The 16,448-nt window shown below is 43.0% G+C and carries 12 protein-coding genes and 1 pseudogene; 7 read left to right on the top strand and 6 right to left on the bottom strand.

All coding sequences use genetic code 11. From position 1 onward, the window contains the following. Positions 1-266 (top strand): annotated as a pseudogene (locus tag PSE7429_RS27225) (ISKra4 family transposase); the annotation flags it as partial. 90 nt (positions 267-356) lie between these two features. Here PSE7429_RS27225 and PSE7429_RS13545 read toward each other — a convergent pair. Then, positions 357-1,196 (bottom strand): NYN domain-containing protein, encoded by an 840-nt coding sequence (locus PSE7429_RS13545; protein WP_009627789.1) that lies wholly within the window; start codon positions 1,194-1,196, stop codon positions 357-359. Between the two features lie 334 nt (positions 1,197-1,530). Then, positions 1,531-2,730 (bottom strand): GNAT family N-acetyltransferase, encoded by a 1,200-nt coding sequence (locus PSE7429_RS13550; protein WP_009627790.1) that lies wholly within the window; start codon positions 2,728-2,730, stop codon positions 1,531-1,533. A gap of 872 nt (positions 2,731-3,602) precedes the next feature. Here PSE7429_RS13550 and tpiA point away from each other — a divergent pair. The 5 genes from tpiA (at position 3,603) to tuf (ending at position 9,059) form a co-directional block, all read left to right on the top strand. Further along, positions 3,603-4,352 (top strand): triose-phosphate isomerase, encoded by a 750-nt coding sequence (gene tpiA, locus PSE7429_RS13555; RefSeq protein WP_071590150.1) that lies wholly within the window; start codon positions 3,603-3,605, stop codon positions 4,350-4,352. 251 nt (positions 4,353-4,603) lie between these two features. Then, entirely contained in the window at positions 4,604-5,017 is a 414-nt protein-coding gene (gene rpsL, locus PSE7429_RS13560; RefSeq protein WP_009627792.1) for a 30S ribosomal protein S12, read from the top strand. 80 nt (positions 5,018-5,097) lie between these two features. After that, the gene (gene rpsG, locus PSE7429_RS13565) at positions 5,098-5,568 is read left to right on the top strand and encodes a 30S ribosomal protein S7 (protein ID WP_009627793.1); all 471 of its coding nucleotides are present in this window, start codon (positions 5,098-5,100) and stop codon (positions 5,566-5,568) included. Positions 5,569-5,638: 70 nt separating this feature from the next. Next, a complete protein-coding gene (gene fusA / locus PSE7429_RS13570) occupies positions 5,639-7,720 on the top strand; it encodes an elongation factor G (protein WP_009627794.1) in 2,082 nt (693 codons plus the stop codon). 106 nt (positions 7,721-7,826) lie between these two features. After that, positions 7,827-9,059, top strand: coding sequence for an elongation factor Tu (gene tuf, locus PSE7429_RS13575; RefSeq protein WP_009627795.1), 1,233 nt, complete (start codon positions 7,827-7,829; stop codon positions 9,057-9,059). A gap of 150 nt (positions 9,060-9,209) precedes the next feature. Here tuf and PSE7429_RS13580 read toward each other — a convergent pair whose 3' ends face one another. After that, complete coding sequence (locus tag PSE7429_RS13580; protein WP_009627796.1) at positions 9,210-12,374, bottom strand: WD40 domain-containing protein; 3,165 nt, start codon at positions 12,372-12,374, stop codon at positions 9,210-9,212. A 474-nt stretch (positions 12,375-12,848) separates the two neighbouring features. Continuing rightward, positions 12,849-13,352: a pentapeptide repeat-containing protein gene (locus PSE7429_RS13585; RefSeq protein ID WP_009627797.1), complete on the bottom strand. Its 504-nt coding sequence runs from the start codon at positions 13,350-13,352 to the stop codon at positions 12,849-12,851. Between the two features lie 147 nt (positions 13,353-13,499). Here PSE7429_RS13585 and PSE7429_RS13590 point away from each other — a divergent pair, with 147 nt between their 5' ends. Next, complete coding sequence (locus PSE7429_RS13590) at positions 13,500-13,865, top strand: YraN family protein (RefSeq protein ID WP_009627798.1); 366 nt, start codon at positions 13,500-13,502, stop codon at positions 13,863-13,865. Here the strand turns inward: PSE7429_RS13590 and PSE7429_RS13595 are convergent, their stop codons facing one another. Continuing rightward, positions 13,866-15,152 (bottom strand): glycosyltransferase family 4 protein, encoded by a 1,287-nt coding sequence (locus PSE7429_RS13595; RefSeq protein WP_009627799.1) that lies wholly within the window; start codon positions 15,150-15,152, stop codon positions 13,866-13,868. Positions 15,153-15,281: 129 nt separating this feature from the next. Further along, complete coding sequence (gene pip, locus PSE7429_RS13600) at positions 15,282-16,253, bottom strand: prolyl aminopeptidase (RefSeq protein WP_009627800.1); 972 nt, start codon at positions 16,251-16,253, stop codon at positions 15,282-15,284. Positions 16,254-16,448: the final 195 nt, after the last annotated feature.

The raw sequence follows: 16,448 nt of genomic DNA on the forward strand, positions 1-16,448 counted from the left end.
TATCGACTCAGCCATTGCTGCCTTTGCCGATTGGGACAATCCTCAAGTTACGAACTTTATAGCCTATCTCGAAAGACACCGCCTCCGTATCCCTGACTACCAAGCTTTTCTAAACACAAGGAATTACCATTGGCTCTGGTGCTGTTGAATCTACTATCAAGCAAATTGGGCGTAGAATCAAAATATCTGGTGCTCAGTGGAAGCGCGATAATCTTCCCCAAGTTCTTAAACATCGTTGCGCTTATCTCAACCTCAATCTTGCCTAAGTATATTTACTCAGTGCCTAATTGAGATGCTCCCGTATGATTCTTTTGTGATGAAGTAATTATTGAATATTGTTCTCAATATAAAGTAGATTACTTTTTGCGAATATATAAGTCTTTAGCAGGAGAGTTAGGATTACTTCTTTCATCTACTTGAAAAACATCAGTATGTTTTTTTACCATGTCACTCAACTTTTTAAAACCATATAGTCTTACATCAAAATCAGGTTTTAATTTTGTTAAGTAACTACCAAATGTTCCAAGGTTTGTCCAACCTGAATCGTCGCTTACTGTAGTTTCAAGGGCTTTTAGGATAAAGTCTTTTGGGAAATTATTATTTGTATCTTGGGGTATAAGTTCAGTTGTGGATTCTTGCTTTTTTAAATTATTCGTTGATGAGATATTAGTTTCAGATTGTTGAAGTTTTACGTTCAATTCGGACTCGGTTTTGGCAACTGTAGATTGCCGTAAAACCTCAGTAAATATAAATTTATGACATGCATTTTTAAATGCTTCTGGAGTTTTTTGTTCGCCAAATCCAAAAACAGTTAAACCTTCTTCCCTGATTCGTAATGCTAAACCTGTAAAATCACTATCACTAGATACTAGGCAAAATCCATCAAAACGTCTTGTATACAATAAATCCATTGCATCAATTATTAACGTGCTATCAGTGGCATTTTTACCTGTAGTATATGCGAATTGCTGAACAGGTTTAATTGCATACTTGTTTAATACTTTTTTCCATTGTGAACTTGTTGGTGATGTAAAATCACCATAGATTCTTTTAACAGTGGCTTCCCCTAAACGAGCTATTTCTTCCAACAACCCTTCAATAATAGAAGCCTGTGCATTATCGGCATCTATTAAAACTGCAAGTCTATGAGTTGCTTCCTCTGATTCAATTTTGGCAACTATTTTGGGACTTGACATAACATTAATTTATTTTTTATTTTTTTAACTTATCACATATTTATGTATAAAGACAAGTAAAAAAAATTTGGTAATCATGCTTTAAACTTGTTGTGAATGCTGACAAACTCATTAAAAACTAATCACTACAACATATTTTCTCATCTCATTCTAAAATGTTTTTAAATATTGGCTAAATTTACCTCTAACTAAAATCCAATAACCTGATCGAATTGGTGTAAAGTAATTTGATATGGCGTATTGGTGTTCAAAGAACACTTCAATAAGTTAATAGACATGAATTTGAGTTCTCATCTAATCTAATTCTAATCTCTTAAACTAAGCCATAGGCAGTTTACACATGAAGATCGGGCGGCGCAAAATCAAATGGTAATTCGTTGTTAATCGCTTGAATTTGCTGTCCCTCGTAAGCATTAACCTCATTAATATGGGGAATTAAAATTTGCTTGAGCCGATCGCGATAAAAGCGATGCAAACTGTAATTTGGAGTCGCAGGAAAGCCGCGCCGCTTTTTGTGTTGTCCGCCTGCCCCTGGATCAAAGCGTTTAATTCCCTGCGCGATCGCCCATTCGATCGGCTTGTAATAGCAAGCATTAAAGTGCAAACAATCAATTTCTTGCACACAACCCCAATAACGCCCGAATAATTGATCATCCTTGCGAATGCAAAAAGACATTCCCACAGGTTGCGGATGATCTGCAATTTCACCAGCCACAAATACAAGGCGATCGCGAAAACTATGGGCAAGATTTTCAAAAAACTTGCGATTTAGATATTTGCTGCCACCCCAAAACTTATTGCAATGATCGTTATATAACTCATACATATAGCCATAAAAGTAATGGGGAATTTCTTCACCCGTATAAACCTTCATCGTAATCCCAGTGCTTTCAACGGACTTACGTTCGCGTTTAATGTTGCGTCGTTGGTTGGCATTGAAGTTTTTTAAATAGTCATCAAAATCCTTAAACTCCTGATTTTCCCAGACATAGCTATGGTGCATCCAAGTTGTGAAACCGCGTGACTCTAGCTCATGCTTCCAACTAGGATCGACATAAAGAAAGTTACAGCCCGACATTTGATGCTTGTCGCACAGGCGATCAATCTCCACCAACATCAGATCATAAATTTTTGACAATTCATTGGGATCGTCCTGTAAATCAGGATGTACTAAAAATCGATAACCCACCGCAGGCGTAAAGGGAGCCATCCCCAATAACTTCGGATAATACTCAATCCCTAAGCGATAGGACAAATCCGCCCATTGATGGTCAAACACAAACTCGCCTTGACTATGCCCCTTTAAATACAAAGGCGCAGCCGCCACCAATACATCCCCTTGCCAGACTAATAAATGACTAGGCAACCAACCCTGCTGAGCGATCGCACAGCCCGAAGACTCCAGATTTGACAACCATTCCCATTCAAAGAACGGAGTTGCCAAAGGTTTGGCAAGAATATTCCAAGATTCAGCCTTGACCTTATTAACCGTATCTACCCAAGTCATCGTATAAAGCGGAGATTGTTGCAGCATAGTCAAAGTCTTGGCAGTATTGAAGTAGATTGCTTGTAAAGCTCAGTATACATAGCTTAACAAATGCCAGCCTAAAAGTCAGAGCTCTAAAAGTCAAAACTCTAGCTAGACAACCATTCAGGCTTTTGGCTCGTTTTTTGTTTTTAAGCAATCAAGGATTCTATGAATATATGTAAACAAATAGTGTTGTAGAACACCAACTGCGTTAATGTATTTACATGGCACAAGAGACAAAGCAACTCAATCCAAACGCAAACCCAGATTGGTTTTTGAAATAAACATTTGAAAGCAAAAAGGAGAAGCAAAAAGGAAGAGTTAAAAGTCAAATCGGATTGACGCTCTGTTGCTCCCCACGATTCTTCGATCTTTACGGGGCAGTGCTTATTCCAAAGATCGGTGTAGTTTTGATTGCTTCGATAGCCTGTATTGTTATTGGGGTCTCTTAATTTTTCTGGTCTTGTATGGGGGGTGACCTACCGCAAGGACAGGGTGAGACAAGCTTATGTAGTTAAAAAAGATAAAGGCTACAGCGTACAGTTAATCAAGATCAACACGTTCCAGTAAACCCTAGTAGAAACTTTAATTGAATTACCATAAAACATGAGTCTAGCAGCCTTCTGCTAGACTCATTGAGTTTTAGCCCTAAATTTTTGTCAAAAAGCAGAGATACTCTCTTCACAATTAAGTAGCTAGGCGCAATTAAATATAAAAACCAAAATCAAACCTGTAGCGCAAGCTGCGCTTGCGCTACAGGTTTGATTCTGGTTTTTAACTATTCCCAGCTACTTACCTTTGCTTTTAATGAACCATTCTTCGGTAAAATAAACAGCAATTCTTTATTTTCACGATCTTAACTCAGGGGTAAACGAGCATTGCGTAAAATCGTTATCGCTGGCAACTGGAAGATGTATAAAACCCAGTCTGAAGCCAAAACATTTTTCTCAGAATTTCCTGCCCACTTAAAAAATACCGCCCCCCAAGCGGCGATCGCTGATCAGCAAATCCTCATTTGCGTCCCCTATACAAATCTAGCGATCCTCCAAACAATCGTGCCAGCGATCGGTCAAGCAAATCTCAGTATTGGTGCTCAAAACGTCCACTGGTCAGAAAATGGTGCGTTTACAGGTGAAATCTCTGCGCCAATGCTCGTCGAGATTGGCATCAAATACGTCATTGTCGGTCATAGCGAGCGCCGCCAATTCTTCGGTGAGACTGAAGACACTGTTAATAAACGCCTCAAAGCCGCTCAATCCTGTGGACTTACCCCCATTCTTTGTGTTGGCGAGAGCAAGCAGCAAAGAGATGCAAATGAGACAGAATCTTGGATCTTTTCGCAACTAGCTGCCGATCTCGTCGATATTGACCAAAATAATTTAATCATTGCCTACGAACCGATTTGGGCGATCGGCACGGGTGACACCTGTGCCTCTAGCGAAGCTAATCGTGTAATTGGACTAATTCGTAGTAAACTAGTAAATCGCGACGTTACAATTCAATATGGTGGTTCCGTCAAACCTGATAATATTGACGAAATCATGGCTCAACCTGAAATTGACGGTGTGCTAGTTGGCGGAGCAAGTCTTGACCCAGCAGGCTTTGCCCGAATTGTGAATTATCGTTAATCTTTCCTACATTTCTTTTTTGGCAATACTTTGTAAATAGCAAATTTGTAAATTACAACTTTGTAAATAGCAAATTTGTAAACTTGCAAAGTAAATGTTAAAAAGCGATCGCCACAGCTGACATAAACATAACAAAGCCGATCAAACCTGTAAGCAATTGTTGTATGCAATTGACTTTGTGAGATCTATTTTGTTATAGTTATGTGCTGTTGATTAGAATACACAGCCGCAGATATACCAAATCATCACTTATGCCCACGATCCAACAGCTCATCCGCACTGAGCGACAAACTATAAACACCAAAACAAAGTCTCCTGCCCTAAAAAGTTGTCCTCAACGCAGGGGAGTTTGTACGCGCGTCTACACTACCACACCCAAAAAGCCCAACTCTGCACTTAGAAAAGTAGCACGGGTACGCTTGACTTCTGGATTTGAAGTCACCGCATACATTCCTGGTATTGGGCATAACCTGCAAGAACACTCCGTTGTGATGATTAGAGGCGGTCGTGTAAAAGATTTACCAGGTGTGCGTTATCACATCATTCGTGGCACCCTTGACACTTCGGGCGTAAAGGATCGTAAGCAAGGACGCTCTAAGTACGGTGCAAAAAGACCTAAGCCAGGTCAAGCTCCAGCCGCAAGCACTGGCAAGAAGAAGAAGTAAGAATTACGCTCGAAAAGGCTATCTCCTAGCCATTTAGTAAAAATTAGCAATTCATTTTATAAGGTGAATTTAGTACCGCAATGTCTCGTAGAACGAAAGCTTCAAAGCGCATAACCCCCCCCGATTCGGTTTATAACAGCCGTCTCATCAGCATGTTAATCCGTCGTGTAATGTCACGCGGCAAGCATTCCGTAGCCTCCCACATCGTTTACAAAGCCCTTGACACCATTGGTGAGCGTACAGGCAACCCACCCCTAGAGGTGTTTGATCGCGCAATTCGCAATGCGACTCCCCTTGTCGAAGTTAAAGCTCGTCGTGTCGGTGGTGCTACCTACCAAGTACCTATGGAAGTACGTACCGATCGTGGAGTAGCTCTAGCCCTACGCTGGTTAGTCCAATATTCCCGTAGTCGTGCTGGACGTAGCATGGTAACTAAGTTGGCTAACGAATTGATGGATGCTGCCAATGAAACTGGTCAAACCATCCGTAAGCGTGAAGAAACTCACAAAATGGCAGAAGCGAACAAAGCATTTGCTCACTACCGTTATTAATCCATAGCTTACCTCGCTATACTATTCTTAATATAAATTCTCAATTCCTGATAAACACGAGGAAACTATTGTGGAACGAACTATTGCCTTAGATAAGGTACGCAATATAGGTATTGCGGCGCATATTGACGCTGGTAAAACCACAACTACAGAGCGTATTCTTTTTTACTCTGGCGTTGTTCATAAAATAGGCGAAGTTCATGATGGAACTGCGACCACAGACTGGATGGCGCAAGAGCGTGAGCGTGGGATCACAATTACTGCTGCTGCGATCAGTACCAGTTGGAAGGATCATCGCATTAACATCATCGACACCCCTGGACACGTAGACTTCACGATCGAAGTCGAACGCTCCATGCGTGTACTCGATGGCGTAGTTGCCGTTTTCTGTGCTGTAGGTGGTGTACAACCTCAGTCAGAAACCGTTTGGAGACAGGCAGATCGCTATAAAGTTCCTCGCCTTGTATTCGTTAACAAAATGGATCGTATGGGTGCGAACTTTTTACGAGTGAGAGAGCAAATCCGTGCTCGTTTTGGCTCTAATGCAGTTCCCATTCAACTCCCTATTGGTAGCGAAGCAGAACTAGTCGGTATTATCGACCTTGTCAAAATGAAAGCCTACATTTATAAGGATGAAATAGGTAAAGATATTGATGAAGTAGATATTCCCGCCGATCTAGTCGAACTAACCAACGATTGGCGCAGCAAATTGCTTGAATCAGTTGCCGATTCTGACGATGTTTTAATGGAAAAATATCTTGAAGGTGAAGAACTCACTGAAGATGAAGTTAGAGCAGGTCTGCGTAAAGGTACATTGAGCGGCAAAATTGTCCCGATGACCTGCGGTTCGGCATTCAAAAACAAGGGCGTGCAATTACTCTTAGATGCGGTTATCGATTATCTTCCTGCACCTAGTGATGTTAAACCAGTCCAAGGCTTACTTGCCAATGGTGAAGAGGCTATTCGCGAAGCCAAAGACGATGCGCCGATGTCGGCACTCGCGTTCAAGATTATGTCTGACCCTTACGGTCGTCTTACCTTTGTTCGTGTTTACTCTGGCATCTTGAAAAAAGGTTCCTACGCTCTCAATCCTGTCAAGAATAAGAAAGAGCGTATTTCACGCTTGATCATTCTGAAGGCAGACGATCGCCAAGAAGTTGACGAATTAAGAGCGGGCGATTTGGGAGCAGTTTTAGGACTGAAAGATACTTTCACGGGCGATACCCTTTGCGACCTCGATTCGCCAATTGTTCTTGAGACTCTGTTTATCCCCGAACCAGTTATTTCCGTAGCTGTAGAGCCAAAAACGAAGCAGGATATGGAAAAATTATCCAAGGCTTTGCAATCTCTATCTGAAGAAGATCCCACCTTCCGCGTGATGACCGATCCAGAAACCAATCAAACGATTATTTCTGGTATGGGCGAACTTCACCTTGAAATTCTTGTTGATCGGATGAAGCGAGAGTTTAACGTTGAAGCTAATGTAGGTGCGCCTCAAGTAGCTTATCGTGAGACGATTCGTAAGACCGTTAACGATATTGAAGGCAAGTTTGCTCGTCAAAGTGGCGGTAAGGGACAATATGGTCACGTTGTGATCAACTTAGAGCCTACCGAGCCAGGTACAGGATTTGAATTCGTATCGAAGATTGTTGGTGGTGTAATTCCTAAGGAATTTATCAAGCCTTCCGAACAAGGTATGAAAGAAGCCTGTGAATCGGGAATTCTTGCAGGCTATCCTTTGATTGATGTAAGAGCGACCCTCGTACATGGTTCTTTCCATGATGTGGACTCTTCAGAAATGGCTTTTAAAATTGCTGGTTCGATGGCAATTAAGGAAGCTGTCATGAAGGCTAGTCCTGTCTTGCTTGAACCAGTCATGAAGGTGGAAGTTGAAACACCTGAAGACTATATGGGTGACGTAATTGGTGACCTCAGCCGTCGTCGCGGCAACATTGCTGGTATGGACGATACTCCTTCTGGCAAAAAAGTCGAGGCAAGGGTTCCTTTGTCTGAGATGTTTGGCTATTCTACTGACCTTCGCTCGTCAACTCAGGGTAGAGCAAGCTTCTCAATGGAATTTAGCCATTACGAAGAAGTACCGAAAAATGTGGCTGAAGCCATCATTACCAAAAATAAGGGCAAAAAAGAGTAGTCCTTTAAAATACTCAACCAACACTCTATAAACTAGAGTAATAATTACCGAAAATGCTCTATTCCGTAGAGTAACAATTACTAAATTTAAGGATAATTACGAAAAAATGGCACGCGCTAAATTTGAGAGAGACAAACCCCACGTCAATATCGGTACTATTGGTCACGTTGACCATGGTAAGACCACTCTAACTGCTGCAATCACCATGTCTCTTGCGGCTGCAGGTCAAGCAACAGCTAAGGCATACGATCAAATTGATGCTGCACCTGAAGAAAAGGCTCGTGGTATTACTATCAATACCGCTCACGTTGAATATCAAACCACTCAACGTCACTATGCTCACGTAGACTGTCCCGGCCACGCTGACTATGTTAAGAACATGATCACTGGTGCGGCGCAAATGGACGGTGCTATCCTCCTTGTATCTGCGGCTGATGGTCCTGAGCCTCAAACTCGCGAACATATTCTTCTTGCTCGTCAGGTTGGTGTGCCTCAACTTGTAGTTTTCTTGAATAAAGAAGACCAAATGGAAGGTGAAGAAGAACTAGTCGAGCTCGTTGAACTCGAAGTTCGTGAATTGCTTTCCTCCTATGACTTTGATGGTGACAATATTCCCATTACCCGTGGTTCTGCATTGAAGGCAGTTGAGCAAATGACTGGAGCTCCTAAGACCCAACGTGGAGAAAATCCTTGGGTTGATAAGATCTGGGCTTTGATGGATTCCGTTGACTCCTACATCCCTACTCCCGAACGTGCCGTAGATAAGGACTTCTTGATGGCAGTAGAAGATGTGTTCTCCATTACTGGTCGTGGCACCGTTGCAACTGGTCGGATCGAACGTGGAAAAGTTAAGGTTGGTGATATCGTTGAACTCGTTGGTCTTGGCGATACTCGCACTACCACAGTTACTGGTATCGAAATGTTTAAGAAGAGCCTAGACGAAGGTCTGGCTGGAGACAACGCTGGCTTATTGCTTCGCGGTATTCAAAAGGCTGATATCGAGCGCGGTATGGTTTTGGCTAAGCCTAAGTCCATCAAGCCTCACACCGAATTTGAAGGTCAGGTGTATATTTTGACCGAGAAAGAAGGTGGTCGTAAGACTCCTTTCTTCCCTGGTTACCGCCCTCAGTTCTACGTACGTACAACTGACGTAACTGGAACCATTGCTAGCTTCACTGCTGATGATGGTAGCGATGCTGAAATGGTAATGCCTGGCGACCGCATCAAGATGACCGTTGAGTTGATTAACCCCATCGCGATCGAAAACGAAATGCGTTTTGCTATCCGTGAAGGTGGACGCACTGTTGGATCTGGTGTTGTAACCAAGATCATCAAGTAGTTAACTCTTAGTTTTCTAACAAAAAAACCTCGCTTGGCGAGGTTTTTTTGTTAGAAAATGCTTTCGTGAATTTGGTATAAAACCCAAAAGAGGGTCGCCACGCGGAGCGCGGCGACCCTCTTTTGGGTTTTAATTTTGTCTGACGTTTGCTTAGGATGGAGGTGTGGACTTAAGGTACTTATATAGCCAACCGCAGCCACCGAGACAGGTGCGTTTATCCTCTTCGGAAACGTTAATATTCGTTCTTAAATATTCTTGTAACCATTGACAACCACGCATCAAAAGATTTTCGAGATCAAGATTCCACATGATGATTTTGCGATCTTCGCCCGAGGATACCAAGATTTTGCCGTTAGGACTAAAACAAACACTCCGCACGGGACCTTGATGTCCGTTAAAAGTTCGTAAAAGAGTGCCATCACCACTCCAAAATTGAATAGTCGAATCTTCACTGGCGGATACTATAGACTTGCCGTCAGGGCTAAAACATACGCTGGTGACTTCGGCGCTATGACCATTTAAGGTTTTAATCAATTGACCTTCGATGCTCCAAAGCTTCACGCTCTGATCCATGCTGCCGCTAGCAATCATTGTGCCATTGGGGTTAAAACAAACAGTGTAGACCTCGGCACTATGCCCATCTAGAGTTCCCAGCAGCGTTCCATCCCAACTCCAGAGGTTGATCAGTTTATCTTTGCTGGCGGATGCGAGCATACTGCCGTCAGGACTGAAATCAATGCTGTAAACTTCCGCCGTGTGACCTGTTAAGGTTTGTAACCATTTGCCATCGGCACTCCACACTCGAATAGTGCCATCGGCGCTACAGGAAGCAAAAACCTGTCCATCGCAGCGATAAACTACTTTATAAATTTCTGCACGATGAGCGGAGATCGTGTCAATCAGAGTGCCATCCGTTCGCCAAAGTTTAATGCTGGCATCGGCGGCACAGGTCAGAATCGTCGCACTATCGGGACTAAAGGTAACACAGTTAACCTTGTCATTATGACCTTCTAAAACCGCTTCCAGCGTGCCATTGGCGTTCCAAAGGTTAACGGTTTTATCTTTACATGTGGAGGCGAGGTACTTAGAGTTTGGGCTGACGGCAATCGAGAAGATCTCATCGGTATGTCCCATTAGCGTTCTTAGTGGAGTACCCCGAATCGCCCATAGCTTGACGGTGGTGTCTCTACTGGCGGAAGCGAGAGTTTTGCCATCGGGACTAAAGGCAATACTGTGGACGACATCACCATGTCCTTGGAAGGTATACTGTAAGCCCTGTTCGATATCCCACACTCGAATTGTGCGATCAAATCCACTGGAAGCGATTGTGTGGTTATCATTGCTAAAGGCGACGCTCCATACTTTATCGGAATGTCCATAGAAGGTTTTTATTAAAACTCCGTCTGAACCCCACATCTTGACTGTGCGATCGCGACTGCCAGAGACGATCGCTAATCCGTTGGGCGCATAGGCGACACTTTCGACAAAGCTATCATGTCCCCGTAAATGGCGAATTGGTACGCCCATAATGTTCCAAATAATCAGATTGCGATCGGCACTACCTGAAATTAAGGATTTACTATTGGGATGAAAAGCAACGCAAGTGACCCAGCGATCGTGCCCGCCGCGCAAAGTCCGAATCACCGTACCATCACTTTTCCATAGTCTGACAGTCGTGTCTTCACTTGCCGAGGCAATCATCTCGCCATTGTGGCTGAAGCACACATCTAAAACGGGTCCCTCATGCCCTTTGAGGGTCGCTATGGGTTGAGCGGCAAAGCTGCCACTAGCATCACGCCGCCAGAGTTTGACCATATTGTCACGACTTCCAGACACCAACATATTGCCATCGGGACTAAAGGCAACACTGGTGACCCAATTTGTATGACTGGTTAAAGTCTGGAGTAAAACGCCTGAGGCATTCCAAATTTTAATGGTGCGATCGCTACTTGCTGAGGCAATTAACTGACCATCGCGGGAATAACAAACCTTATTTACCCAAAATCCATGCCCTTCTAAGCGATTATATTCATGGGTTCCATAGACAACCTGCTCAAGAGCGGTAATTGCGCGAATTTGGGTATTTGCTCTCAGGTTTTCGAGGGTATTTGCATCCACTTGGGTGGTGAGACGCTTGAGTTGAACGCCACCGATCACCCCCGCAATCATTGCTTCAATATGATTGTTAGAAAGATAAAGAGCCTCTGAAGAAATCGTGAGCGCTACAATTTTTTCATTGATTTCCCCCATTTCCGCGATTACACGCTGACGACGCTCAGAATCGAGACTTTTCTCTAGTTCTTGGCTGAGCTTTTCAAGGCGATCGGCATCGGCGGCTCTAGCCGCCATTAGTTGCTCGCGTTCATTGATTCTTTGCGAAGCTTCCAAGAAGTTCAAGTCGATGCGGGATAACTCTGGCTGACCATCTGCCCAAGTTAAAGCTTCGACAAGCCTTGTACCTCGCAGTAAAGCTGATTCGTCCGTTTCTTCCGATCGCTGCCATGCTTGTAAGGCTTCTAAATAGGGACAGTTACGCAGCTCGGAAAAATGAACTTTTTGTTTGAGTTTGATGACTACAATCGATACGTCATCGTCGGGAATATCCTGCTCGGTGAATTGATCGAGGGCAGTTTTTAGCCCCTGCAAAATGTCGATCGCTGAATATTGGGCAAGCTGAATGACTGTTTTGCGGAGTGGGGAGATCTCATCACCATTAGAACGCCCAAATTCTTCACCTTCAGGATTAGTCGCCTCAAATAGACCATCACTAAAAAAGATTGCGATATCGCCTGCGTTCAACGATCGCATAGTGGCTCGATAGGTAGCGCTATCAAAACGACCAAGGGCGATCGCTGGATTCACGACTTCTTCGCAAGTATGGGTCTCCGCCCGATAAATCAAGGGACCAGGGATACCCGCATTACCCAAATGCAACTCGTAGGTGACTAGATCGAGCGCTCCATAGCATAGGGCGACGGCATCATCAGTACGGCTTTTGCAAAGTAATTGATTTAAAGAATTCAACATGGACGCAGGATTTTGGAGCCGACCTTGCTGTCCATAGGCATCCAATTGCCCTTTAAACAATGCAGCGTGAATTGCCCCCGCAACCGACTTACCCGAAGAATCCGCGATCGCAACGGCTAAAGTTCCTGGCTGTTCTAAAAATTGGTAATAATCGCCACCAAGATCTACTGCTGTCCAAACTTCCGCAGCAATATCTAGCCCAGGGTAAACAGGCAAGCTTTGTGGCAATAAGCTTCTTTGTAGCAGTCTGCCACTTGATAGGTCACTGGAGGTTTCATTTAACTGCATACATTGATAGGCAGAGCGATCCTGAAAACAAATATTGTTAGCACAGATATCCAAGTATTTGTATCAGTCAAACCATTCATTTTAAGTAGTTTGCCGAACTTCTGTACTATACACAAGGAGAATCATACCCCCTAAGTTAGGTTAACTTAATACAAATATGACAACTGCTAACAAAGTTAAGACATAAAGCCCAGAAAGAAAAATAAAACTTCCCAAAGTTCTGATTTCTGGATGCCATCCGTTGTAATCGTTTTTCAGCGTGATGGCATTTAATAGAGCGCAAAAAAGGCTTAGTCAAACTTTTAATTTAAAAATAGTCATCCAAAATAGTCATCCAAAATAGTCATCCAAAATAGTCATCCAAAATAGTCATCCAAAAATAGCAATGTATTTTTTAATTAAATTTTTTAATTAAATTTTTTAATTAAAAAGCTTCAGTCTAGAGTGGCAAGAATGTAGAAGTCAGTCATATTCTTAGTCACATTCAAGGGTGTCGCGGGTTAATCGTCCTGTGGTCGGATTTTGCCCCTTAGCTGATTTACAAAGCTTTTGCCGAATTGGTGTGCGTAAATCCACATCGGTAAAGTCGGCTCCATCAATAATTACATTATTAAACGAAGTTCCATAGGCAAATGAGCCTTCGATCACGGCATTAGTGAGGTTAGCCTTGTCAAGACGAGCATTATCAAGGGTGCTATAGCTAAGATTCGCGCCCGTCAAGTTCGCTTCTTTCATATTAGCGGCAAAAAAACTAACTCCCTGAGCATCAGCATTAACAAAGGATGCATTGCGCAGATCGGATTCGTTAAATTGATAGCCTTGAAGCGATCGCCCCGAAAAGTTTGCTCCTTCTAGAAAGGCTTTTACATATACATCTGCCGAAGCAGCGCTAGCTCCAGAAAAAATTAGAGCCAGACACAACAGTATATTGATAACTTTAAAAATAAAATTTCGTAACATAAAAGCTTGGATTTTCATGATTATTCTGATCGTACCAATTTCCTGAAGTGTTAATACAATTCACATTAAAAAATAAACACAGTAAGGTTTTAAGATTCAAAAAATGGCAACGCCATTTTTTGAATTGGTTTAACTGGATAATAGCTGAATCCTCAGGTTAAGTGTATGACCAAATCAGTGGGCGATCGCGGAGAGGGATTAGTAGCAAAGCTCCTACAAACTAATGGGTGGGATATTGTAGAAACCCAGTGGCGCTGTCATTGGGGCGAGCTAGACTTAATTGCCTGCGATCGCCAATGGCTATTGTTTATTGAAGTAAAAACTCGTAGCGATCGCAGTTGGGATATGGATGGCAGTCTCGCCATCACTCCGCATAAGCAAGCTAAGTTAGTTAAAACTGCATCAACATTTTTGAGCGAACATCCCCATTTAGCCCAACTTGCCTGTCGATTTGATGTTGCCCTAGTCCGTCGCACAGGATCGGAATTTTGCCTACATGCCTATATCGAGCAAGCATTTATCCCCTATTGATTAAATATTATGAAAACTCTGTTGAGTTTGCTCGACTGATAAGGGGCTTTGTTCGCTTAACCCCAGAGCAGTTATATACTTCGGAATTGCACGATCGATAGTATAACGACGCTCTAATAATCGACGAGCATTTCTCCCCAATGTTGATTGAATATGAGGATTTGCAGCAAGCCAGCAAATGTAATCGGCTAGTTCTTGGGCATGACCATTGTCAAAACAAGCACCACAATCACCCTCAGCAACTAACTCTCGTAAATAGTTATTCTCAGGACAGATTACGGCTACAGGTCTTGCCGCCGCAAGAATTCCGTAGATTTTGGATGGGGCGATCGTATCGCCCACATTAGGCAAAATGCTTACTAACGACAGATCGCAGGCGGTTAAGGAAAATGGCAAAACTTCACGATCTTGATAGGGCAATTGCAAGGTATTCGTTAGCTCTCCCATAGCGATCGCCTGTTTAATAACTTGAGAACCAACCCCATTGCCAATAAATACAAATTTGATATCTGACCGATAGCTTAATAACTGAGCGCACTCTAAAATCGTTTTGTTGTCATGGCATCGTCCCAAGTTGCCTGAATAAAGCACCACAAAGCAATCCGTTAAATCATATTGTTTCGCAAACCAATTGTCTGACTTGGCGATTGGGCTAATAAATTTCGGGTCAGCCCAGCTATGAATGACGTGAATCTTGTCGGCGAGATCGCGATGTTTCTGAATTAGTAGCTGCTGCATCGGTTCGCTTAAAACGATCAAGGATTCGGCGCGATGCCACACTTTATGATTGACAAATTCCCAAAATCTGACAATCAAATGATCGGGGGGGACGACCTTAAGACGTACGGCGACTTCAGGATAAATGTCATAAATAATGCAGCTATAACTATGTCCAAAAATTTTGTTGTAAAGCCATCCAATTAATCCCAAAAATGGCGGGGCTGAGGTTAGGACTAAGTGAGAGCCACGAATATCTTTGCGAAGCAGCTTAATGACACAACGAATGATAAATAGGACGCTGCTAAAAACTTTATTGCGAATGCGCTTGGACATGAGGTGAATCGAGCCAGTGCGCCTTACCAATACGCCATTATCCCGTTCTTCATGTTTGACATCTGTTTGCCGAAAGGCATAGCCTGGCATTCCCGTGAATACGCTTACATCAAATCCTTCTTGAGCTAACGCTCCAGCTAAATCATAGACAAACTGTCCAGTTGCGGCATAGTCTGGCGGATAAAATTGAGTAATGATACTAATGCTAGTTTTTAATTGTTTTTTAACTGCCATTAACTTACTCGTTAGATGTTTTGCGTCTCAACCTGTCACAATTTGCCAAAGATGAATTTTTGCGGGATGATTTAAAAAATCATGTAGAGAAAATCATGTAAGGCAAATCATGTAAGGCAAATATGGAGGCTATGGACTCGTCTGGAATGTTGCTACTGATTGCATAAGGCGATCGCCTGCTTCAATCAACGCACTACGAATACCCACCTCAGTCATGGAATGTCCCGCATCAGGCACAATGATAAAATCTGCTTCAGGAAAGGCTTGATGCAGTTCCCAAGCGGTAAACATCGGACAAACCATGTCATAACGCCCCTGCACAATGGTCGTAGGAATATGGCGAATGCGATCAAGATTGTCTAAAAGCTGATTTTCTGAATGAAAAAATCCCTTGTTGACAAAGTAGTGACATTCAAGTCTTGCAAAAGCCTCAGCAAATTTATCGGAACCAAAACGTTGGATTAGTTGTAAGTCAGCAATGAGTGTACTCGTACTGGCTTCCCAAATTGACCAAGTCTGTGCGGCTAGCGATCGCTCTTGGGGATCGTCACTCAGGAGACGACGATAGTAAGCGGCTATCATATCGTGACGTTCTTCAATGGGAATCAAGTCAACGTATTGTTCCCAAGCTTCTGGGAAAATATAACCTGCCCCCTCTTGATAAAACCATGCCAGTTCCTTGGGGCGCAGCATAAAAATACCCCGTAAAATTAAGGCTAGGCAGCGATCGGGATAGGTTTGGCTATAGGCAAGAGTTAAGGTGCTCCCCCAGCTTCCTCCCGATATAACCCAGCGATCGATATTGAGGTGTTTGCGTAAGGTCTCAATATCCTCCACTAGATGCCAAGTGGTGTTTTCGGCTAGTTCGGCATGGGGAGTGCTTTTGCCACAACCCCGCTGGTCGAATTGGACGATGCGCCATAGGTGAGGATCGAAATATTGGCGATAAATGGGCTGGCTTTCTCCCCCAGGACCACCATGCAAAATGATGACGGGTTTACCATGAGGATTTCCTGATTCCTCAAAATAAATTGTATGCAAATCAGAAACGGGTAACAGTCCCTGTCTATATGGCTCGATTGCTGGGTATAGTTCGCGCATAGAACACTTTTATAAAGAAATTATCGCTTTATAAATTATGGAAGTGCCTAATATAGCAACTTAAGGCAAAAAAAACGCATGGAGACAAAATCGCCATTCATTTTTTTATTTTTATAAGTTGCTAAGTAGCTAGGAGTAATTAAATATAAAACCCAAAAGCTGTAGCGCATGCTCCGCATGCGCTACAGCTTTTGG

Origin of the sequence: Pseudanabaena biceps PCC 7429, from assembly GCF_000332215.1 — a bacterium.
Taxonomy (GTDB): Bacteria; Cyanobacteriota; Cyanobacteriia; order Pseudanabaenales; family Pseudanabaenaceae; genus Pseudanabaena; species Pseudanabaena biceps.

Coding starts and splice junctions, on each gene's coding strand:
- rpsG (WP_009627793.1), top strand. CDS start 5,098: ATGTCTCGTAGAACGAAAGCTTCAAAGCGCATAACCCCCCCCGATTCG.
- PSE7429_RS13595 (WP_009627799.1), bottom strand. CDS start 15,152: ATGGCAGTTAAAAAACAATTAAAAACTAGCATTAGTATCATTACTCAA.
- pip (WP_009627800.1), bottom strand. CDS start 16,253: ATGCGCGAACTATACCCAGCAATCGAGCCATATAGACAGGGACTGTTA.
- PSE7429_RS13550 (WP_009627790.1), bottom strand. CDS start 2,730: ATGCTGCAACAATCTCCGCTTTATACGATGACTTGGGTAGATACGGTT.
- PSE7429_RS13585 (WP_009627797.1), bottom strand. CDS start 13,352: ATGAAAATCCAAGCTTTTATGTTACGAAATTTTATTTTTAAAGTTATC.
- PSE7429_RS13590 (WP_009627798.1), top strand. CDS start 13,500: ATGACCAAATCAGTGGGCGATCGCGGAGAGGGATTAGTAGCAAAGCTC.
- tuf (WP_009627795.1), top strand. CDS start 7,827: ATGGCACGCGCTAAATTTGAGAGAGACAAACCCCACGTCAATATCGGT.
- rpsL (WP_009627792.1), top strand. CDS start 4,604: ATGCCCACGATCCAACAGCTCATCCGCACTGAGCGACAAACTATAAAC.
- PSE7429_RS13545 (WP_009627789.1), bottom strand. CDS start 1,196: ATGTCAAGTCCCAAAATAGTTGCCAAAATTGAATCAGAGGAAGCAACT.
- PSE7429_RS13580 (WP_009627796.1), bottom strand. CDS start 12,374: ATGCAGTTAAATGAAACCTCCAGTGACCTATCAAGTGGCAGACTGCTA.